Here is a 20,619-nt window from a genome sequence, read left to right as displayed (position 1 = left end):
TACTATAGTTTACTTCGTAAAAAAAATGTTTAAGAAAAAATAGTGGTGAAGTGATGTTACAAGCAATTGCTCGATTTGTATCTAGCCATATGACAACAGTTGTATTACTTCCATGTTTACTCTTAGGCGCAGTGATTTTTTATGATGTATCAATGTCAGCGAAACGGATGAACGACGCGTATGATGCAGAGTACAATGCGTTTTTGAGTCATATGGTGTTGAGTGTGATCCATGAAACACAAAAAGAACGAGGGGCCTCTGCTGGGTTTATTGGTTCCAAAGGCACAAAGTTTAAGGACAAGTTACGCCAGCAACGCAGTCAAACAGACAAGCTGATTGCCAAGTTAGCGGAAGAAAAACAACACTGGCAATTGATGCCTGAAATGGCTAAAGAGTTGGCTGAATTTGAAAGTAAGTTCCGCCAGTTATCTCAGATCCGTAGTCGTGTAGACACCTTATCCATCCCGCTTTCAGAAGCGCTGAAATATTACACGGATATCAACCTCAAAGCGCTGCATATGGTGATCACAGCCTCGCGATTGAGCAATGACCACACCATCGCCACCGAGTTGGTTGCGATTTATAACTTTTCAAGTGCCAAAGAGTCGGCTGGTATCGAACGGGCGGTGCTGTCAAATGTGCTGAGTCGCGACAGCTTTACACCTGCGTTAAAAACCAAGCATGTGGCCTTGATGACCAAGCAAGATGTGTATTTAGAAGAAGCGCTTGAAGCGTCGCCTCCAATCATGAAAAGAATTTTGCAGCAAGCACTGAGTGACAATGCCTTTCAAGAAGTTGCACGCTATCGCAGTGCGGTTGAAAACAAAAATGCCAATTTTGGCTTGGACGCAGAGGCGTGGTTTAAAGCGGCCACGGAGCGGATCAATGTGTTAAAAGAGTCCGAAGAAGAGGCGCTTACATTGGTTGACAAGACCGCGATAAAGATCCAACAGCACGCTGTTTTGGTGTTGGTGATTGAGTTGATTATTTTAATGGTTGGATTGGTGATCACCGCGTCACTGTTCTTTGCCATTCGTTTGCGTCGCCGACAGTCAGCAAAAATCGCTGAGGGTATCGATATTGCAATGCTGCATAAAAACTTAGGTCATGAAATTGGTGTAATTTCAAAAGATGACTTAGGGAAATCGGCAAACAACATCAATAAACTCACGCGACAGTTTGAAGACGATTTAGTCGAGTTTGCGAAAGTGTCTTCTAACATCGCTAACGCCTCGCAAGAAACGGCGGCGGCGATCCAGCAAAGCCAAGAGAATTTAATTAGTCAGCAGTCAGGGATCCAAACCATTGCCTCTGCCTCAGAGCAAATGAGCGCCAATATTCAAGTCATTGCAAACTCCATGAATGAAAACGCTGTAGCGGCTAAAACAGTGACGCAAGAATCTCTTCAAGGACAGCAAGTTGTGGCGGATGCGGTGCAGGTGATACAGCAGGCATCCGACGATATGGCACAGTCTGCCAAAACAGTTGATGCACTGAATGAGCGTGTTGGTAGTATCTCATCTATGGTTGAAATGATAAAAAGCATTGCTGAGCAAACTAACTTGCTGGCGCTAAATGCGGCTATTGAGGCCGCCCGAGCCGGGGAGCAAGGTCGTGGGTTTGCTGTGGTCGCCGATGAAGTCCGCAGCTTGGCGAGCCGTACGCAAAAATCAACAGAAGAGATATCAGCCTTGGTGACTGAGTTGCAATCCAGCTCTTCAGAGGCTTCTAATGTGATCACGAAAGGCAAAGAAAATGCCTTAGAAGCGGCAGAGCGGGCAGAAGAAATCAAACGCGCACTCGAGCAAATTGTAGAGCAAGCGCAGCAGGTTGAGTTAGTGACCGAGTCGGTATCGAGTAATACGCAGCAGCAAAGTAATGCGATTGATGAAGTGAGTAAAAACATCAATGGGATTTTCCAAAAAGCAACGGAAAATGTCAGCGGCGCAGAGCAAATCAATGTTGCTGCCATTGATATTGCCGAGGCTGCAAAAGTGATGGATAAGCTGATCGCAGAATATACGGTAAGCCAATCAGTCCGATAATGAAATTGGTGGGTATATAGGGGCACATTATACCCACCTGTCGTATATCTAATTGATCCCAGACAATTGCACGGTCGTATCATGCTGTAAAACAGCAAATATGAACACGTATGCAGCACACCCTAAACCCTAGGAAGCTACTAAACAGTAAGTGGACATCGGTCAGTCCTACTCACAAAGAGAAGCATTTTATTGTCACGTCGGTCGAATTTGACGAGCAGGGACGTGTGATTGAATGTCTTATTGAAGCGCTGATGACCCAGCGTGAAGTTGCTATAAACTGGCGCGAGTTAAAAGATCCTAAAATGTGGAAAATAGGATGGCAATAATCTTAAACCATTATTGATTACCCTCTATTTGATGTTGTTTCCGATAATCGCTAGGGGTCAGTGTAGTGTGTTTTTTAAAGGCGGTATAAAATGCCGACTTGGAATTAAAACCAACCTCCATGGCAACAGTGAGGATAGCGTCTTGCTCCTGCGCGAGAAGCTGTTTCGCAGCGTCGACACGGTGTTGATTGACGAAGTCGAAGAAACGCATTCCGAGTGTCTCATTGAGCGTTTGCGAAATATAGTGGCTGGGTGTATGAATGTGCTTGGCAAGTTTAGGTAAGGATAAATTTGCATCTAGGTAGCATTTATCTACCACCATAGCGTGTTCTAATTTGGTGACTATTTGAGAAGCGCGCTGATGGTCCAGTGCACTGCGTTGGTACTTCACTTGTTCTGAGGAAGTTGGATCAGACACAAATTCATGGCTATCTGCTAGCTCATAACATTCAGTGAAACCTGGTTTTTGTCTTAGTCCCCACAAAGCGAGACTATATACAAGGAGCAGGAGCATCATTGCATAAAGATGTTGGTCAAATTGGATTGGGCTAAAAAGATTGTCTAAAAATAAGTCTAGAGCAATAAACAACCATACCCCGCCAACCGAGATTAACAGCCAGATCAACCAACGTAATTCCTTTTGTTCTGTCGACGCAAAAACATCTTTCAGCTGCTCGTGATAGTGATGCAGCCTGTTGATGAGTTTGTAAAAATACCAGGCTGATTGCACTATCCAGCCCAATACACAGCCAAAAGTCACAATCAATAAGCCGTAAATAACGCTGCGAAGCAGTATTGGGGCTTGCTCTACGAGTGTCAGGTTATCATTTACTAAAATGGCGTAGCGATATGGCTCTGGTATTATCAGCGCTACCAGTGCGACCAGACAGCCAAATCCGCTTGGCGCAAAGTGCTTTATATCGCGTTTTTGAAATGACCAAGGTGTTTGATTGGTTAGTCCTATGCTGTATAGCCATAAACTGGGTGCAACAAGTAGTAATGCGGGTAGACAGAAGATTAAGTGCAATACTTGAAAGCTAACTGGCAATAATGTTTTGCTAATGGGCAACGCGGTAATGAAGCCGATAGCGAGTAAACACACAGCTAAAGGCCGGTAAACTTGCCTGTTCCGAGCACGCAATAAAAGCTGATGAGCGCTGATCACTATTACGCTAAGGGTGGCAATTTGGAGTGCAAACAGGCTTTGTGACTCGGCTATCATATGCATTGCAAGGTTCTTTATAGAACGGTCTCTAAAATTAAAGTTAGTAGTTAAAACAACATATTAAAATTAACTGTTAGGTTGAAATAACCCCATAAAAGTTCTCGCCAATCAGCGCGGACGACACTTTTTTAGTCATCTTACATAATCAACTCACACATCACCAATGAAATAAGTGAGCAAGCAATGACGCAAAAAAACCAACAAACACCATTCAATTGGCCAGTTGTCAGTGGTTTACTTCTGATCACGGCTATCCCAGGCATACCAGCTATCATTATTGTGGCCCTTGTATTATTGGGAGCGGGAACTGTGGCTGGGATATCGAATACCATTAACCCTCAATACTTTTCGACACCTGCCGCGATTTTAACACACGGTTTTGCTGGCGCTGTGTTCTTTTTAACCATGCCTTGGCAGTTTTCACCACGTATTCGTTTGCACTATCCAAAATGGCACAAATTCGCGGGGCGTTTCGCTGCTTTATCAGGATGTGTCATGGCTCTCTCTGGTATCTGGATGCATTTAGTATTGACTCCCAATGACTTGGGCGCGCGATTTATTGCTTTAGTTATTATGAGCGTGGCGATTGTGGGGGCGTTTGGTATCGCCATTTGGTCCGTATTAAATGGGCAAATAGTAGCGCACACAAAGTGGATGATGCGTGCTGTTGCTATTTGCTTAGCAGCCATCACCCCGTTATTGTTTGGTGCGATTTTACAAGTGCTCTTGGGTAGTTGGCAGGAAACTTTTAAAGGGGTTTTTGGATTTTACCACGACTATGACCGGCTAATTGCAATGGCGATAAATTTGATACTGGTTGAGTGGCTGGACAAGAGACGGGTAAAGGTTCTAGATGAGAGTAAAGAGGGTGTGGTAAGTGAATCTGCTGGATCGATGTGACTGTGAGTGGTTGTGTAGCATTGGTGACAAGCCATAGTAGCGGTAATTATCAATAATTTTTTGAAACTAATTTATCTTTAATGGCTATTATCAAGTTTAATCGGTGGTATTAAAGTAGCAGCTTCATTCTCAGCCAATGTGCATAGGAAAGAATATGAGCAAAACGATTTTGATAACAGGGTCAACTGATGGGATTGGATTAGCGACCGCCAATACGTTACTTGAGCAAGGGCATCACGTGCTATTACACGGACGTAACTCTAAAAAGCTGAACACAGTATATGGTGATCTTGTTGCACGCTTTGGTAAAGATAAAGTAGGGCAATATTGTGCTGACCTTTCTGTGATGACACAGGTGAACGTGCTAGCGCAAGCCGTGAGCGAGGAGTGTCCGAAGCTAGATGTATTGATTAATAATGCCGGGGTGTTTCATGTTGACAACACTGTGACTAGTGAAGGGTTTGATATGCGATTTATGGTCAACACCATTGCACCTTATATCTTGATGCAGGGGTTACGCAGTGCGCTGGGTGCAAGTGGGCGGGTTATTAACTTGTCATCAGCTGCTCAATCACCTTTTGAGGCCCAAGAGTTGCTCACGCCTAGCCGTTTAACTGCTGGCGCCGTTTATGCCAAAAGCAAACTGGCTTTGACCATGTGGTCAATGCAGATTGGCGCTCAGTGGAAAGAATCGGGACCAAGTGTTATTGCAGTTAATCCCAAGTCATTTTTAGGCAGTAAAATGGTGCAAGAGGCATATGGAATGCAGGGTAGTAGCGTGCTACTTGGCGCTGACATTTTGCTTGAAGCTGCGCTATCTGAGCGCTTTGCTCAGGCTTCTGGACGCTACTTTGACAATGATGTTGGTCAGTTTCGTGATCCGCATGTCAGCGCGTCGACGTCGGGTTTGATGGCTCAATTGATGGAGGTTTTGACGCAGCTGGAAGCACAGCTTCAAAGATCCTAATCCCAATAGGGGACATCGCCGATATAGGCTTTTAGATAGTCGATAAACACTCGTACTTTGGGGGCCAGTAGCCGGGAGCTCGGATAGACGGCCCACAGTGCAGTATCATTGATAAGTGGTTGGTCTTTGAGTACTTGAACCAGTTTTCCCTCTTGAAGTGCTTGATAAGCACACCACATTGAACACAATGTGATCCCCATGCCACGCATACATGCGTCTCGAATTGCTTCGCCATTATCAATGTGGAGTTTGCTCGCAGGTTTAAATTTTATAGTCCCTTGGTTGTTGGCAAACACCCAATGCTCTATCCCGGTGAGGTTGATAATAGGGTGAGTTTTTAACTCGTCGATGTTCGCAGGGATACCGTGTTGCTCAATGTAATCAGGCGAAGCGCACAAAATACGTGTATCACTGGCCAATTTACGTGCGACTAAGGTGGAGTCGCTTAACGCAGCATTGCGAATAGCCACATCAAATCCACCTTCAACCATATCAACTATGCTGTCGCTCAGTCGCAAATCAATATGAAGCTCGGGGTAGAGCTGGGTGAATTCAACTAATGCAGGCACAATATGCATTCTACCAAATGAAGCGGGGGCCGTGACGCGCAACGTACCCTGAGGGGTATGGCTGCCTGCACCAATAGCTGCTCTGGCACTTTCTACACTATCCAGTACCGACTCAGCATGGGGTAAAAAGGCAAACCCCTCCTCAGTTAACGACACTTTACGCGTGGTACGATAGAGTAACTGTGTTCCCAGTGTTTCTTCAAGTTTATTGATATGGGCACTGGCAACCGCTGCTGAGAGTCCCAATTCTTTGCCTGCAAGGCTTATATTGTGTGTTGCTGCGATGCGCGTGAACAACTTTAGGTGAGCAATATTCATTATCAACCAAATCTTAAAACTGATTGTATTAGTAGCTGTATTATCAAAATTATAGTTAAAAAATATACTAAATGCATTCATTGAACGAGGGTTTAGCTATGAAAGCGATGGTAATTAATGCATTTGGTGATACAGAGGTTTTTACACAAGCGGAGGCAGCACTACCGAATGTCAGTGTAGGGCATGTGCGTATTAAAGTGATGGCGAGCAGTGTCAATACGGTTGACACTATGATTAGAGAAATGGGTCCGGCATTGCCTCTGTCTCCGGCGCTACCAGCCATTTTGGGGATGGATTTTGCTGGCATCGTGGATGAAGTTGGTGAGGAAGTAGAAGGCTTTAAAGTGGGTGATGAGGTGTATGGTTGTGCTGGCGGGCTGGCTGACTTACCCGGCGCACTTGCAGAATATATGGTGGCTGATGCAAATCTCATTGCACATAAACCAAAGTCCCTCAGTATGCGAGAGGCAGCGGCACTGCCGTTAGTTGGGATCACTGCGTATGAAGGTTTGGTGCGCGCAGGCGTTGGTCAAAATCAACAAGTCTTGGTGCATGGTGGAGCGGGTGGTGTTGGTCACGTTGCTATACAGTTGGCCACGCATTTTGGTGCTGAAGTTTATGCAACCGGCTCAAAACCAGCACAATTACGTTTGATCGAACAGCTTGGCGCGACGCCAATTAATTATCAGACGGAATCGGTTGCCGACTATGTAGCGACGCATACGCACGGGGCTGGATTCGATCTTGTCTACGACTCCGTGGGTGGGGCGAATTTATTGAACTCTTTTGAAGCAGCGGGGCTAAATGGCCAGATAGCAACTACTGTGTCACTGGCAGAAATTGATATGTCAGTTGCACACTTTAAAGGCTTGTCACTGCATGTTGTATTTATGCTGATCCCCATGCTTCATAATGTGCAACGCAGCGACCATGGTCAAATCTTAGCGAGTATGGCGAACATCGTAGATAGTGGAAAACTACAGCCTGTGTTGGATGACTCGGACTTTAACTTCGATGAAATCGGCAGTGCGCATGCGCGTTTAAGCAGTGGGCAGGCAATGGGGAAAGTGGTGGTCAGTAATCGTTGGTAAGTAAAAAATATCTCCGCCATTGTATCAACTAAAATAGGTGCAGTTTTAACAATGTACCGCTATGATAAATTTATGTGTCTAAGCGTATGAGTTGTCGGTGTCTTTTTATCTTCTTTCGTTACTGCTGATGTTTGCACTGTTCGGCGTTGCATCAACGTATTTACTGCGATTTATGTACTGCTATTGGGTTAAAAAACGCCTGATATTGTCTTATTTGGGACGGGCGGGGTTATGTGTCGTATTGGTGATTCCACTAGTGGCACTCAATTATTTTTTAGTGGGATAGACAGTGATGATCACATCACTGTCTACTCGATTATTTCAACACAATAGATTGGCAGGTACTGCTAATGCATAGCGCTTGAACTGGTAATACTGGCTCGCATATTTCGCTGGCAATCTTATCTTTATTTTGTGATTGCTCTGCCAGTGTGACCATTTTAGCGGCGCGCTCTACCTCTTCTTCATTTACATTGCGTGATGAATAAACTAAATATCGGCTTGGTCCACCACAGGTAAGCCGCTCGCCTACTGCGATAACTTTACATTGAAAGCTGGCATCACACCCTTTATCTGCGATGATCTCTTCCAATGAGCCATTTGACTTCGCTTGAGCAGATTGTGGCTCTGAATAGGTGGCTTCACAGCCGGCTAAAAAAATCAGTGACAGACCACATAATGTGCCGAGGTTCCACTTCATCGATAGTCCCTAGTTGGTGATTTGTTCGTACCTTCTAGTTTAACACAAGTATTTTCAACACATTGGGTTGATGGCTGACGTAAATGCTCACAAATACTGATCATGCCATGCTTGGCGTTGTACTGTGCTTCACTGTCGGTGAGTTTTTTCGCCAGTTCATAGACTTTGCTCTGATCGGCGGTTTTACTTGAAAACAACAGGTAACTTGAAGGGCCACCACATGCTCTGCTGCCAACTGGAATGGCTATGCACTGACTGTTGCTGTCACAGCTTTTGTCTTTGGTAATAAAATTAAGGTAAGCGTGTTGGTTTTTGATCCCAGCTTCTGACACTTCGTCTTCATCGTAGTGTGCAATTGGCTCCATGGTGGTGATCATTTTTGCTGGTGCCGGCTTACTGGTCCCCTTGTCATGGCGAGTCGCTGATTTGGTTTGCAGCTGAGCTGGTTTCATTGGCTTTTTACTGGGCTTTTCCTGTTGTTGAGATGCCTCAGGTTGTGCTTGTTGTGATTGCGTTGGCGCTGAGCCAGCCTTTGTTGTGGAACATCCTGAAATAATGACTAGGCTAGCAAGTGTTAGCTTTAATGCGTTCATAATCTATCCTGTTTTTTTTTAACAGTGTGCCGTGCTTTGTAATGAGATACAAGAGCTAGCACGCTAGGGTTAAGCAACAAATTGAGTGAAAACTGACCCAATTTAGTGGGCCATGACTCGCCTGTATAGAGGCTGAATAGCCACAGGCGAGTGAATATTGCTAACCCTATATAAGACTAGAGCGCATTTAAATTATAAGCCACCCTCGGTGAGCTTTTGCGGGTCAAGCAAAGTTTTTAGCTGCGCTTCGCTTAAGTCTGTGTGCTCTGCCGCTACTTCTATGATTGGACGACCTTCTTTGTAGGCAAGTTTGGCAATTGCGGCAGCTTTTTCATAGCCGATCACCGGATTGAGAGCCGTTACTAAAATAGGATTGCGTGACAGTGCACGCTGAATGTTTTCTTCATTGACCTTGAATGTAGCGATTGCTTTATCTGCGATAAGGCGAGAAATGTTCGCGAGTAGCTCAATGCTTTGCAAGATGTTGTATGCAATCACAGGTAACATGACATTGAGTTCGAAGTTACCAGATTGACCGCCAACGGTGATAGTCGCATCGTTGCCAATTACTTGTGCACTCACCATGGCTGCAGCTTCAGGGATCACTGGATTGACTTTACCAGGCATGATTGAAGAACCTGGTTGAAGTGCTTGTAGCTCAATTTCTGCTAAACCAGCTAGCGGGCCTGAGTTCATCCAACGCAAGTCATTGGCGATTTTCATATTGGCGACCGCCAAGGTTTTTAGTTGACCAGACAAGGCAACAATGGCGTCTTGTGAACCAATATTGTAGAAAAAATTTGGGCTTGGATTGAAACGAATACCAACGTTGCTACTCAGGTAGGTATTGAATGACGATGCAAATTGTTTATCTGCGTTGACGCCAGTTCCTACAGCTGTACCGCCTTGACCTAACTGATAAACTTTTTCCAAAGAAGTTAAGATGCCTTCGTAGGCTGAGTCAATTTGCTGTTGCCAGCTGCTCAGGGTTTGTGCAAAGGTAACTGGCATTGCATCCATAAGGTGTGTGCGGCCCGTTTTCACGTGGTGACCAATTTCTTTGCTCTTTCTTTCAATGGTCTGTGACAAGTGCTTCAATGCTGGCAGTAATTCATAGACTGCCGATGTCGCACTGCTCACATGAATCGCGGTTGGAATCACATCATTTGAGCTTTGGCCCATGTTTACATCATCATTTGGGTGGATTTGCAAACCACTTTGTTGGCTAGCTAAGGTCGCGATGACCTCATTGGCGTTCATGTTAGAGCTGGTCCCTGAACCAGTTTGAAATACATCGACTGGAAACTGATCTAGGTGGTCACCATCGATGATTTGTTGGCATGCATTAGCGATGGCTTTGGCTTTATTCTGATCAAGGTGGCCGAGCTCCGCATTGGCTTCTGCCGCTGCTTGTTTAATGTAAGCAAGTGCGCGGACAAAACTGGTTGGCATGGTTAAGTCACTGACTGGAAAGTTGTTGACTGCGCGTTGAGTTTGCGCTTGATACAGTGCTGTTTCAGGTACTTCTAAAGTGCCCATGCTATCAGATGCGGTACGATAAGTTGTCATGCTGACTCCTAGTTAAAAGGATTAAATTCGTGACTTATGATCCTAGCTTCTCGCTCTAAACGATAAAAAGAGGTCATCGAGCGGTGTTGTGTTTTATAGAAACGCTTTAATGCTAGAAGGGGTTTATGAAGTTGCTCGAAACATTGTTGGCGATAGCTTTGATGGACTAACGGATCAGCAATGTGATTTAGCAATTCAAAAAAGACACGTCGTAAATAGAGTTCTTGTAATAACACGCATGGCTTTTTCTCATACCACTTAGCCAGCTTAAATCCATCGTCAATAAATTTGGCCACGTGCACAGGGGCATCTAAATAGGGGCGTTGGCATTGTGTATCTAAGCGGGGTTGAAACTGACATAGAACTTGAGGTGTAACCATGACGTATTATATTTTAGTGTAACGATAATTATTATCATTACACTAAAATAGGAGATTAGCAACCCTTATGCGGATTGTAGGTCGAGCCAGTATGTTAGTTATATCCCAAGATAAATTGTTCAGTTGTCTGCTCTTTTTCCTGCTCTTTACTGCTCAGCAAGTCTGCGACTTCTTGTTGGTAAGTTTGCTTTGACTCAGTGTTAACGGGCTCTGGAATATGACCTAAGCTTTGATTGGGCATATGCGTCACTTTTGAATATTTCATATTTATATCTCCATACAGGGTATTTGAACGGGTACACTAGGTACTTATAGTCAATACCAATGTTTTTTGCATACCATATACCAGAGTTTTTTTATCCATATGAATCAGTGAAGTAAATAGACATCACGATATGGTCGTTGCAAAATGCAAAGCATAATGCGCTATTTCGGCGCAGGTTCGATCTAAATAGGTGCAATATGACAAAACCTTTTTCTCAGGCATGTGAAAATAATAAAGATCCAATTCTAGCGTTGTTGGCCCCATTCATTAGCAATATCAGCTCTGTATTGGAAGTGGGGTCTGGCACAGGTCAGCACGCGGTACACTTTGCCCAAGCATTGCCTGAAGTTGTATGGCAAACGTCTGATTTAGCATGTAATCATGCCGGTATTACGCAGTGGTGTGACGAGGCGCAATTAGACAATCTGCGGCGACCAATAACGTTGGATTTAACGCAGCATTGGCCTGTTGAGCAGGTACCTGCGATCTATACTGCGAATACCTTTCATATTGTTTCACCTCAGTTGGTGGTACGCTTTTTCGAAGGAGTAAAGCGTCATCTCTCTCCGCACGGCAAGGTTGTAGTCTATGGTCCATTCAATTATCAAGGTCAGTATACATCTGTGAGCAATGCGGAGTTTGATGCATTTTTAAAATCCCGAGACCCCAACAGTGGGATCAGAGATATCGAGTGGATTGTTGATTTGGCACAGGCTGCTGGGCTAGAGCTAGAGGCAGATCATGCGATGCCTGCCAATAACCGTTTATTGTGTTTTATAGGGCAATAATGCTTTACACTGCAGCGCATAGTGTGCAATTTGCGAGCGCTCTGTATTGATAAAGTTGTCAATTGCTTGATTAAACAAGGGGTGGCAAATAGTGTGATATGAGTGGGTTAAGACAGGTTCAAAGCCCCTCAGTAGCTTGTGTTCACCCTGAGCGCCAGCGTCGAAACGCGCGAGCTTGTGGCTGATGGCGTAGTCTATTCCCTGATAGTAACACAGCTCAAAATGTAAGTGCTCACTATGCTCAAGTGCACCCCAATATCTTCCGTATAAAGTGTCTTCATCCTGTAAATATAAACTGGCAGCAACAAAGTTACGAATATCAGCTTGAGTATCCTTTCGATATGCACAACACAGCTTTATCTGCTCAGGTATCGCTGTGAATAAGAGGTCAAAAAATGCCCGTGTTAAATAACCATTGTGTCCAGAGCGTTTGCGATATGTGTGGCAGTAACATTGGTAAAACAGGTCGATAATTTCTTTATTGATGCTCGATTTATCTAACCAGACAATAGTGAGTTGAGATTGGGTTATCTTGTCGCGCTCTTTTTTAATCATCTTGCGTTTTCGCGCTTTCATTGTCGCCAAAAACGCATCGAAGTCGGCATATTGCTGGTTGTGCCAGTGAAATTGCACCCCGTGTCGTTCAAGTAATCGGGTATTAGACCAATCTTCAGCTGCTGAAGGGAAGTTAACATGCCACCCGGACCAGTCGTGTTGTACCGTCGCTTCATTCAATGCCGATTGAATATATTGATACAAAGACTCAGTTGGTGTTTTACACAATAACCTAGTACCCACGACCGGTGTAAAAGGGACGCCACAGAGCCATTTGGGGTAGTATTCAAGTTGATGGCGCTCGTAGGCTTCGGCCCATGCCCAGTCAAAGACATACTCACCATAGGAATGACTTTTTATATAGCCGGGCAAAATAGCAAAGGGTTGGCTGTTACCTTGCTGGTAGATCACGAGATGGTATGGTTGCCAACCTGTCTGCTTAGAGACACTGCCACTGCTTTCTAGTGCGCCAAGCCAAGCATAACTGGTAAACAAGCTACGGCCTGCGAGCCGTTGCCAATCGCATTGGGCAACTTCACTAATCCTAGAAATAAATTGATGATTAAATTGTTCAGTTGACATGGGCGTTTAAGAACTCAATAAGTTGATCAGTCATACCTGTGTAGTCAGGGTTAAATGTAACGCGCGCAAAAGGTTGATAGGCTGCTCTATTGCGCTCGTGGTGTTCACCATAGGTGATGTTGTCAGCTGACTTACACGCACGATAGGCTTGTGCGTCTTCAAAGTAGCTACCACAATGGCGGTAGGCACCATGCAAGCCGTAGTAGGGGTGCTCTTTTGGAATAAGTAAACCGATATGCGACATGTCAACGACCCCATCTAATTTGCTGATCTGTGTTGTTTTGATGGTATCAGGCACAGCCACAGGCTGTTCGGCATATAGCCTCAACGCCATCGGTGCACTATGTTGTTTAGCCCAGCGCGTTAACAAGCGCATGGTTGCTTGGCTGTCTATAGTCGCATCGACTTGGCTCATTATGGTTAAGATGGGTAGATCTGTCGGGACTGGTGTTTGCATCATATCAACCATCACATCATGAACAAGTGCGGCAGCTGCCAGCGGGAATGATTCATACTTGGCAAAATCAAGATCTGCATCTTTATCAAGCCAATCCATAAAGGGCAGCCAATCAACCCACTGCGCTAATCCACTGTTTTTGTTATGGGACTCTGTCGCCGGGGCTATCAGGACCAGCGCTTTGAGATTAGCTGGCGTATATTTGGCGATATCCAGCGTAGCCAAAGCCGCACCGGTAGAAAAGCCCATGACTGCAAACTGGTCAAAGTCTGTGCTTGTACGTTCGATGGCATAGCGTACGTGCTGTTGCCAATCCTGATATTGAACACGGCGTAAATCATCGGCAGCAGTACCGTGACCTGGCAACAGTAAGGTTCTGACATTAAAGCCTTGTTGATACAAGTCTTGTGCGATTGAACTAAAAATATAAGGGGAGTCGGTTAAGCCATGGATCAGTAAGATGGCTTTGTTTTGATTGGCGTGCAGTAGCTGATAAGGAGCGATGTGGTCAATTACTCGGCGTATTTTAGCCGTATTTTGTGCAACAACTGGCAGTGGGCAAGGCTGGTTTGCTCTTTTGTTACGGGCTGCGATCAAGGTGTTTGTTGCCTGAATATACTCGCTATACTGCATCTTTTTATTCAGTGTAAGCACTGCTGAACCAATTTGATTCGCGTAGCGATATTCACCAGTCGTCATGCCAGTTAGGTATTGTTGATGGTTTTTAGGCAGTGTAGTGCAATCTTGTGCGACGGCACCGATTGCACACAGTGCCGAGATTAAGCCGATGAATTTTTTGAGCATGTTTTTGCGTAGTGGGCCAGACATGCCCCTAGCTTATCGCGATCAAGCGGTTTTGCAAGGTGGCTATTAAAGCCAATAGCCAGCGCATACGCTTTATCTTCAGGCATGACATCGGCGGTCAACGCGACAATAGGGAGTGTTTGCTGATCGAATTGTTGCCGTAATGTGGTCGTTGCTTGATAACCGTCTAATACAGGCATTTGGCAATCCATCAAAATTAAATCAAACGACTGTTGTTGAGCAAGTGCTACAGCTTGTTGACCATTATCAACCAGTTGATAAGAGATGTCAAAAGAGTCAAGCATTGACTTAATCACGATCTGATTCACAGGGTTATCTTCGGCGACCAATATAGACAGTGTTGCGATGTTTGTTTCATCGAAATCAGGTAATTGATTGCTATGGGCTTCACCAAAAGGGCAGCGCAGTGAAAAGTGAAATTGGCTACCCACATCAAGTTGACTTTCAACGGATAAATTGCCACCCATCATGTCACTTAATTCTTTGCAAATTGCCAGCCCTAAACCGGTTCCACCAAAGCGCCGCGATGTAGAGTCATCCGCTTGAACAAATGGCGCAAAGATATGGGCTAGATGTGTGGCGTCAATACCGATGCCTGAATCAGAAATAATAAATTGCACGCGATAATCGGATTGACTCTCGGTTACTTCACAGTGCAGGCCAACTTGACCTGAATCAGTAAATTTAATGGCATTACTGCAAAGGTTTATCAGAATTTGCTCAATTCTAAGTTCGTCACCTTTGAGCCAGACAGCATGCTCAACATTGCTGTGCAGTCGCCATTGTAGGTTTTTCTCTTTTGCACTCGTAGCGAATAAACTGTCTACGCGAGTGAGCAACTGTTGGAGGTCGAAGTCACGTCGCTCTAAGTGCAGCTTGTTCGACTCAATCTTGGTGATATCGAGAATATCATTGACCAAGCCGAGTAGAGTTTTGGCTGCCATATCAATATTCGTGACATATTTTTTCAAGGTATCTACAGATTGTGTGGTATTGGCCAGTGACGCGAAGCCAATAACAGCATTGAGTGGGGTTCTAATTTCATGACTCATATTGGCGAGAAAACGGCTTTTCGCGTGATTCGCTTTTTGCGCATCTTGCAATGCAACATTGAGCGACTCGGTCCGTGCCGCAACCAAATGGTTAAGGGCTATATTTTGATAGTTATAAAGCAGCACAATAAAGGTGATTAATGCGCATATACTGAGTTGTATCGTTAGCAGCCAAATGGTTTGCTGGTGGTTTAAGTTGCTGATGTAACTATCTTTAATGGCTAAGGTTAAGCGCCAAGTTTGACCCGCAAAATGAATTTGGGTGTTGTAGTGCGTATCTGCGTTATAGGGCTTTTGCGCAAGATCATAGTTGCTGAAAAAAGGCGTTTCACTGTTGCCGTCATAAAATGCGAGGTCGTAATTATTTCCCAGTGTCGTTTTTAATACAGAAGTTAGCAAAACATCCGTTTGTACAACGCCAATTGCATAGCCGACAATATCTGCATTAATGGTTTGCGGTGTCGTTGCATTTTGACGAAATACCGGTGAAAAGAGCACATAGGCAGGTTTCGCAGGGTGAGTTTGTACCAATTTGACCACGTTTGTTGCTCTTGGCTGCAAAATGATTTCTGGATCTTCCAATGCTGCTTTGCGGTTGGCTCTGGAGTATATATTAAAGCCTAAGGAAGCAAAGTTTTCAGCTTGAGGCGAGACATATTTCACGACCACCATGGGGTCCCTTTGATTCAAAGGCAAGCCGTGCAATTTTACTTCGTTGCGATAAAGAACGTTGAGCTCGGATTGTAAATCGTTCGCGTGGGATTGCGCGATGCGCTGTCCCCAAGAAACCGCAAACAAAAATGGATAACGTGCCCTTTGTTGCTCAGCGATTTGCATAAATTTGGTTTGGTCGAATTGAGGCAAAGACTGCAATTTAGCAGCAACACCTTGCACTGCCAACATGCTCAGGTTTACATGGCGCAATACGACATTTTCAATGATATTCACTTCGCGTTGTGCTTCTCTTTGTGCCGCTTTAAGGTTACCTTGATTGTAGAGGTATGTGGTGGCAGTCACAGAGAGCAAGAGTATTGAGCAAGTAGCCAAGATAATACGTTTGTGTTGATAATTACGCGGCTCAAATACAGTTAAATTGAGCAGCATAAGCAACAGAGGTGTAAATATTAAAATACCTAAACTATCGCCTAGCCACCAAGCAATGACATTTTGCCAATGCTGCGAAAACGCATACAGCGGGTTGAAGAGGCTGAGCGCCAGCATACCGATATTGGCGGATGCAACATTGGCGATGATACCCACCAACAAAACATAGTAAGCGATGTTCTTTCTAGAGCGCATCAATAGCGGATCACCTAACCAGAAGCGCATCAAATATCCACCTATCAACCCCTGTACTACAGCGCCAGTGGCGACCATCGAAACCTGCAAAATATCACTGTAACTATGGATATGGGGTTTTAATCCGAAGTAGGTAGTCCAGTTAAACAAAACTGAGGCGATGAAAATCGCCGGTGCAAAACGCCAGCCCCATAAGTAGCTGCCGACTAAAGCTATACCAGCTGGCAACCAAATCGGTAGTACCTGATCTTGAAATGCGATTAGGGTAAATAGTTTTCCAAAACCAAAATAGCCTAACGCCAAGCCAATATAGGCAAGGAGATGGTGAATTGGCGAGCGGAATTGAATGTGCATAGATTACATGCCTACTGGACTCATAAAGGGACTCCGCGTTTATTAAAGGTCTGCTTTAATACTATGGTTGATTCGACAGCCGCAATAAACTCTAAAGACGCAAGGCTGTGTTTAACAAAATGCTCATAACTTGGTAAGTCTTCAGCGATAATTTCTAGCAAGTAATCGTGACTGCCTGATACCACAGAGCAACTCCTGACTTGTCTCAGTGCGTCGACATGATTTTCGAAGCTTTCTGCAGCTTGAACCGAGTTTTTGGTCAAGCGAATAAATGCATATACTAAAACAGAGTAACCAACAGCTGGAGGTGAAATATCGGCATGATACCCCAAAATAACACCGTCTTGCTGAAGTTTTTTAACTCGGCGCAAACAGGGGGTATCGGACAAGCTTGCTTGCTCTGCAAGTGCAGCGTTACTCAGCCGTGCATTTTGCTGTAAAGCACTGAGTAATATTCTATCTTTGTTATCAATATCGGCCATATTAGTTAATTCTGCTACTTTTCATTATTAAAAGTCGGTATTCCACTATTTGAGTGTAATGATTAATAAATAATTGGCAAATATCTCTGCCGATGTTTTGTTAGCCTGACAATGATGCATTTTTCAGGATTTTTACAATGACACAGCGAACACAAGAATTTGACCTCTGGATAAGAAATGAGTTTGTCATGCTCAACGATAAATTAGAGGCAATCTATCGTGAACAAGCTGATCCGGCCAACGTCGAAGGGGTCGGTGATGAGATAAAGCAGCAATTATTGTTGCAGGGGCAGCACTTTATTGAGGCGTTACTCGCTGAGGGTAATACCGATGAGGGGTTCGATAATGCGTTTGACTTACTCGGTAATGTTGGCTTGTATATGGCAGCATGTCGTCGACATGAGTTGACTGAGCCAAGTAGAGAGCGACATTCTCCATTAAAGGCTGCTTCTGCACTAGCAATGCATATTGGTTCATCAATAGGTGTAACGCCTAGGTTTGCAACTGCGCATTTAACAACACACAATACTGCAATTAATGGGACGTATAAGCGCTTTACCAGCGATCCGGCTGAAAAGCTGTTTATAGACTACAACACACGTGGGATTTTAGCCTACAAGCGGGCCGCAGAAGCGCTATTAAAAGTTCAGCCTCTGGGTATTTCACACCCAATGGCGCCAGTCTTGTTAGAGGAAGTTAAACGCGCACTGGTCGATGTTATCAATTCGAACCAAGCACTGTTTAAGCAATTGGATACCGAGTCTTTCTTTTATGTTGTCAGGCCTTATTACAAACCATACCGAGTTGGCAAAGAAGTTTATCGTGGAGCCAATGCCGGGGATTTTGCCGGGATCAACGTGATTGATATGATGCTGGGTCTATGTCAGGCGAATGATGTCGATTATGCTCAGATCCTCGTTGAAAAGCTGTTGTACATGATGCCGGAAGATCAGGCTACTTTGAAAGAGTGTATGCGATTACCCAACTTATTGGATGCTTTTTTAGCGGCACAGGCACAGTGCAAGGAGCCTTGGTATCAAGCGGCGTTAAAAGTATTTTTACAAGCGTGCAAATTACATGGTGATACGGCAATTCAGCATCATAATCAATTAGTTGAAAAATATATTTGCGGTCCAGCGAAAGCGCTGGCTAACCAGCATTTAGACAAAGTTACTGCCAGTGGGCCACCATTACAGGTATTGCTGGCCCAGCTTGAAACGCTGAGAGACAAGCGGGCTGGTGCAAAGCGCACAGATCTTGATACCCGCTATGATGATTTACAAGCCCTGCGTAAAACCTTAGTGTCGAGTGAGGTGCCAGATGCAAGCTGATCACTTTTTTATGCCGCAGGGAACATACTTGTTGAGTCATTCGGTCGGGCGTATGCTAAAGAGTGCACCTGAACACTTTCACAGTCAGTTTATGCAGCCGTGGCAGGTGCAGAATCGTGAGCCCTGGGCACAGTGGCTAGATGGCATTATGCAATTTAACCAAGCACTGGCCAAACTGCTCAATGGTCACGCCGACAATTTTTGTCCACAAACAAACTTGTCGAGTGGCTTGACCAAGTGGTTAATGAGTATGCCGTCGCTGCGCGGTCGTCGCATTCGAGTCTTACTCAGTGAAGATGATTTTCCAAGTATGGGGTTTGTTTTACAGCAGGCACTTGAAGATGTTGAGTTGTGCTTTATTCCTGCTGGCGAAGATGTGAGTGCAATGTCGACTTGGCAGTCGCATTTAACGGCACATTTCGATTTGGTTTTTGTCAGTCACGTTTACTCAAATACGGGACATCAAGCTCCTGTTGCTGAGATCGTATCACTGGCAAAACAGCACCAATGTAAGGTGATTGTCGATATTGCACAATCTGCGGGGATTTTGGCAATAGATTTAGCTGCGTGGCAGGCCGATTGTGTGCTGGGCTCATGTGTTAAGTGGCTGTGTGGGGGACCTGGAGCTGGTTTTCTATGGGTCTCTCCGGCGTCACTGGCTGACTCCGCCCCAAAAGATGTCGGGTGGTTTTCTCATCAAGATCCGTTTGAATTTGATATTCATCATTTTGCCGCTCACGACACCGCATTACGTTTTTGGGGTGGGACGCCTTCGGTCGCTCCTTACGTGATGGCTGCACATAGCATTGATACATTGTGTCAATTTGGCATTGAAAATATTCGTCATCACAACTTAGCTTTACTAGAGCGTATTTGGCAAGCACTGCCACCTGAGTGTATTTCATCGCCGCAGTTTGAAAAGCGCTGCTCTGGTACCGCGATTGTTAATGTGCCTGATGATATGCAAGAGTGTTTACATCAGTTATCTCAGCAAGGCATCGCGGTGGATACACGTCGTTATGGGCTGCGTATATCACCGCATGTGTACAACGACAAAACGGACATTGAACGTTTCATCGCTGTCATTAAATCCGTTATTTAGGTGGCAAAGATTGGTGAAGGCCAAGGGCTTTTTTGGTCTTCGCTTTGACTGAGCGCCAATGTGTGACAGGTATCTGGGGCGCAAGTTGATCTAAGCGATCAAAGTCAATATCAGTAAATGGGATCTCACCTTGGTGTGCCAAAATGATCGATGCCGGTTTCAGCTTACGGATCCTTTGTAGTGATCTGCGATAACGATTGGGGTAAAAAATTGGGTAGGGCGGTATAAACTGGCCTCTGACTTTAACAAAAAGATCGGCTACGTAAAGTCGCTGCGTAGTCTCGTGGTATATAGAAAGATCTCTGTCTGTGTGGCCTTGTGTGTATATAGCTTGCCATTCATTAAAGTCAGGTAGTCGCTCTTGATCTGCTAAATAGTAGTCTGCATCTAATTTTCTCGAATACCAAAGATTCTTTCGTGCTTTCTTTTTTCTTCCGGCAACCCACAATGCCAGAATCATATCGGACCAATGCATTAAAATGCCATCGAGTCCGCTATACCAGTGACCAGCTACTTTGGCAGTTGCTATTTTTGCGCCACTGCGGGTTCTGAGCAAGTGTGCCCCTCCTGCATGATCTGGGTGCATATGCGTCACAATAATGAGTTTGAGATCGGTGATCGGGCGCGACAACTCCTTGCAAATAAAATGACAGACAATATCAACATCTGCGCGTGTACATCCGTCGAGTAACAATAACTTGTCGGGGTACTCGACTAAGTAAATTTGTTGAATGTACCCTTCGATAAAATGAATTTGCATGGGTGATTAAAGTTTAAAAAGACATGACTATATTCTTAACACATCTGACCAGTTTGTGAAGTGAAAAAGTATTCAATGCGA

General features: G+C 44.7%; 20 protein-coding genes. 8 read left to right on the top strand and 12 right to left on the bottom strand.

Annotated elements, in window-relative coordinates; all coding sequences use genetic code 11:
- Positions 1 to 53 precede the first annotated feature (53 nt).
- A complete protein-coding gene (locus tag J8M00_RS21795) occupies positions 54 to 2,045 on the top strand; it encodes a methyl-accepting chemotaxis protein (protein WP_211012576.1) in 1,992 nt (663 codons plus the stop codon).
- Between the two features lie 110 nt (positions 2,046 to 2,155).
- Positions 2,156 to 2,374 (top strand): TIGR02450 family Trp-rich protein, encoded by a 219-nt coding sequence (locus J8M00_RS21790; protein ID WP_211012575.1) that lies wholly within the window; start codon positions 2,156 to 2,158, stop codon positions 2,372 to 2,374.
- 10 nt (positions 2,375 to 2,384) lie between these two features.
- Here the strand turns inward: J8M00_RS21790 and J8M00_RS21785 are convergent, their stop codons facing one another.
- Positions 2,385 to 3,602: a helix-turn-helix domain-containing protein gene (locus J8M00_RS21785; RefSeq protein ID WP_211012574.1), complete on the bottom strand. Its 1,218-nt coding sequence runs from the start codon at positions 3,600 to 3,602 to the stop codon at positions 2,385 to 2,387.
- 180 nt (positions 3,603 to 3,782) lie between these two features.
- Between J8M00_RS21785 and J8M00_RS21780 the strand changes: the two genes are divergently transcribed.
- Positions 3,783 to 4,499, top strand: coding sequence for a DUF2306 domain-containing protein (locus tag J8M00_RS21780; RefSeq protein WP_211012573.1), 717 nt, complete (start codon positions 3,783 to 3,785; stop codon positions 4,497 to 4,499).
- Between the two features lie 154 nt (positions 4,500 to 4,653).
- Positions 4,654 to 5,466: an SDR family NAD(P)-dependent oxidoreductase gene (locus tag J8M00_RS21775; RefSeq protein WP_211012572.1), complete on the top strand. Its 813-nt coding sequence runs from the start codon at positions 4,654 to 4,656 to the stop codon at positions 5,464 to 5,466.
- Here J8M00_RS21775 and J8M00_RS21770 read toward each other — a convergent pair.
- Positions 5,463 to 6,353, bottom strand: a complete 891-nt coding sequence (locus J8M00_RS21770) for a LysR family transcriptional regulator (protein WP_211012571.1) — start codon at positions 6,351 to 6,353, stop codon at positions 5,463 to 5,465. The genes J8M00_RS21775 and J8M00_RS21770 overlap by 4 nt on opposite strands.
- Before the next feature lie 98 nt (positions 6,354 to 6,451).
- On the opposite strand from J8M00_RS21770, the gene J8M00_RS21765 reads away from it, so the two are divergent.
- The gene (locus tag J8M00_RS21765; RefSeq protein ID WP_211012570.1) at positions 6,452 to 7,444 is read left to right on the top strand and encodes a zinc-dependent alcohol dehydrogenase family protein; all 993 of its coding nucleotides are present in this window, start codon (positions 6,452 to 6,454) and stop codon (positions 7,442 to 7,444) included.
- Positions 7,445 to 7,760: 316 nt separating this feature from the next.
- On the opposite strand, the gene J8M00_RS21760 is transcribed toward J8M00_RS21765, so the two are convergent.
- The 5 genes from J8M00_RS21760 to J8M00_RS21740 form a co-directional block, all read right to left on the bottom strand.
- On the bottom strand, positions 7,761 to 8,144 hold the full coding sequence (locus J8M00_RS21760) for a hypothetical protein (protein WP_211012569.1): 384 nt from the start codon (positions 8,142 to 8,144) through the stop codon (positions 7,761 to 7,763).
- A complete protein-coding gene (locus J8M00_RS21755) occupies positions 8,141 to 8,737 on the bottom strand; it encodes a hypothetical protein (RefSeq protein ID WP_247687508.1) in 597 nt (198 codons plus the stop codon). Before J8M00_RS21755 ends, J8M00_RS21760 begins: the two co-directional genes overlap by 4 nt.
- 192 nt (positions 8,738 to 8,929) lie before the next feature.
- Complete coding sequence (locus tag J8M00_RS21750; protein WP_023399011.1) at positions 8,930 to 10,306, bottom strand: class II fumarate hydratase; 1,377 nt, start codon at positions 10,304 to 10,306, stop codon at positions 8,930 to 8,932.
- An 8-nt stretch (positions 10,307 to 10,314) separates the two neighbouring features.
- Complete coding sequence (locus J8M00_RS21745; protein WP_023399012.1) at positions 10,315 to 10,686, bottom strand: hypothetical protein; 372 nt, start codon at positions 10,684 to 10,686, stop codon at positions 10,315 to 10,317.
- Positions 10,687 to 10,780: 94 nt separating this feature from the next.
- Positions 10,781 to 10,951 (bottom strand): hypothetical protein, encoded by a 171-nt coding sequence (locus J8M00_RS21740; protein ID WP_211012568.1) that lies wholly within the window; start codon positions 10,949 to 10,951, stop codon positions 10,781 to 10,783.
- Between the two features lie 197 nt (positions 10,952 to 11,148).
- Between J8M00_RS21740 and J8M00_RS21735 the strand changes: the two genes are divergently transcribed.
- Positions 11,149 to 11,739, top strand: a complete 591-nt coding sequence (locus J8M00_RS21735) for a DUF938 domain-containing protein (protein ID WP_211012567.1) — start codon at positions 11,149 to 11,151, stop codon at positions 11,737 to 11,739.
- Here the strand turns inward: J8M00_RS21735 and J8M00_RS21730 are convergent.
- The 4 genes from J8M00_RS21730 to J8M00_RS21715 are packed head-to-tail and all read right to left on the bottom strand — an operon-like array spanning position 11,716 to position 17,345.
- Complete coding sequence (locus J8M00_RS21730) at positions 11,716 to 12,876, bottom strand: GNAT family N-acetyltransferase (RefSeq protein ID WP_211012566.1); 1,161 nt, start codon at positions 12,874 to 12,876, stop codon at positions 11,716 to 11,718. The genes J8M00_RS21735 and J8M00_RS21730 overlap by 24 nt on opposite strands.
- Positions 12,866 to 14,161 carry an alpha/beta hydrolase gene (locus J8M00_RS21725; RefSeq protein ID WP_211012565.1) on the bottom strand — a complete coding sequence of 432 codons (1,296 nt, stop codon included), beginning with the start codon at positions 14,159 to 14,161 and terminating at the stop codon, positions 12,866 to 12,868. Before J8M00_RS21725 ends, J8M00_RS21730 begins: the two co-directional genes overlap by 11 nt.
- On the bottom strand, positions 14,113 to 16,863 hold the full coding sequence (locus J8M00_RS21720) for an ATP-binding protein (RefSeq protein ID WP_211012564.1): 2,751 nt from the start codon (positions 16,861 to 16,863) through the stop codon (positions 14,113 to 14,115). The genes J8M00_RS21725 and J8M00_RS21720 overlap by 49 nt, the downstream gene beginning before the upstream one ends.
- 20 nt (positions 16,864 to 16,883) lie before the next feature.
- Positions 16,884 to 17,345, bottom strand: a complete 462-nt coding sequence (locus J8M00_RS21715) for an Lrp/AsnC family transcriptional regulator (protein ID WP_211012563.1) — start codon at positions 17,343 to 17,345, stop codon at positions 16,884 to 16,886.
- A gap of 137 nt (positions 17,346 to 17,482) precedes the next feature.
- Here J8M00_RS21715 and J8M00_RS21710 point away from each other — a divergent pair, with 137 nt between their 5' ends.
- Both J8M00_RS21710 and J8M00_RS21705 read left to right on the top strand, forming a co-directional pair.
- Positions 17,483 to 18,676 (top strand): PrnB family protein, encoded by a 1,194-nt coding sequence (locus tag J8M00_RS21710; RefSeq protein ID WP_211012562.1) that lies wholly within the window; start codon positions 17,483 to 17,485, stop codon positions 18,674 to 18,676.
- Complete coding sequence (locus J8M00_RS21705; protein WP_211012561.1) at positions 18,666 to 19,778, top strand: aminotransferase class V-fold PLP-dependent enzyme; 1,113 nt, start codon at positions 18,666 to 18,668, stop codon at positions 19,776 to 19,778. The genes J8M00_RS21710 and J8M00_RS21705 overlap by 11 nt, the downstream gene beginning before the upstream one ends.
- On the opposite strand, the gene J8M00_RS21700 is transcribed toward J8M00_RS21705, so the two are convergent.
- Complete coding sequence (locus J8M00_RS21700; RefSeq protein WP_211012560.1) at positions 19,771 to 20,538, bottom strand: MBL fold metallo-hydrolase; 768 nt, start codon at positions 20,536 to 20,538, stop codon at positions 19,771 to 19,773. The two genes, J8M00_RS21705 and J8M00_RS21700, sit on opposite strands and share 8 nt — an antisense overlap.
- Positions 20,539 to 20,619 lie beyond the last annotated feature (81 nt).

The sequence above is a fragment of the Pseudoalteromonas luteoviolacea genome (assembly GCF_018100925.1).
Lineage (GTDB): Bacteria > Pseudomonadota > Gammaproteobacteria > Enterobacterales > Alteromonadaceae > Pseudoalteromonas > Pseudoalteromonas obscura.
Note: the sequence above shows the minus strand (reverse complement) of the source record. Positions and strands in the feature narration are given on the sequence as shown.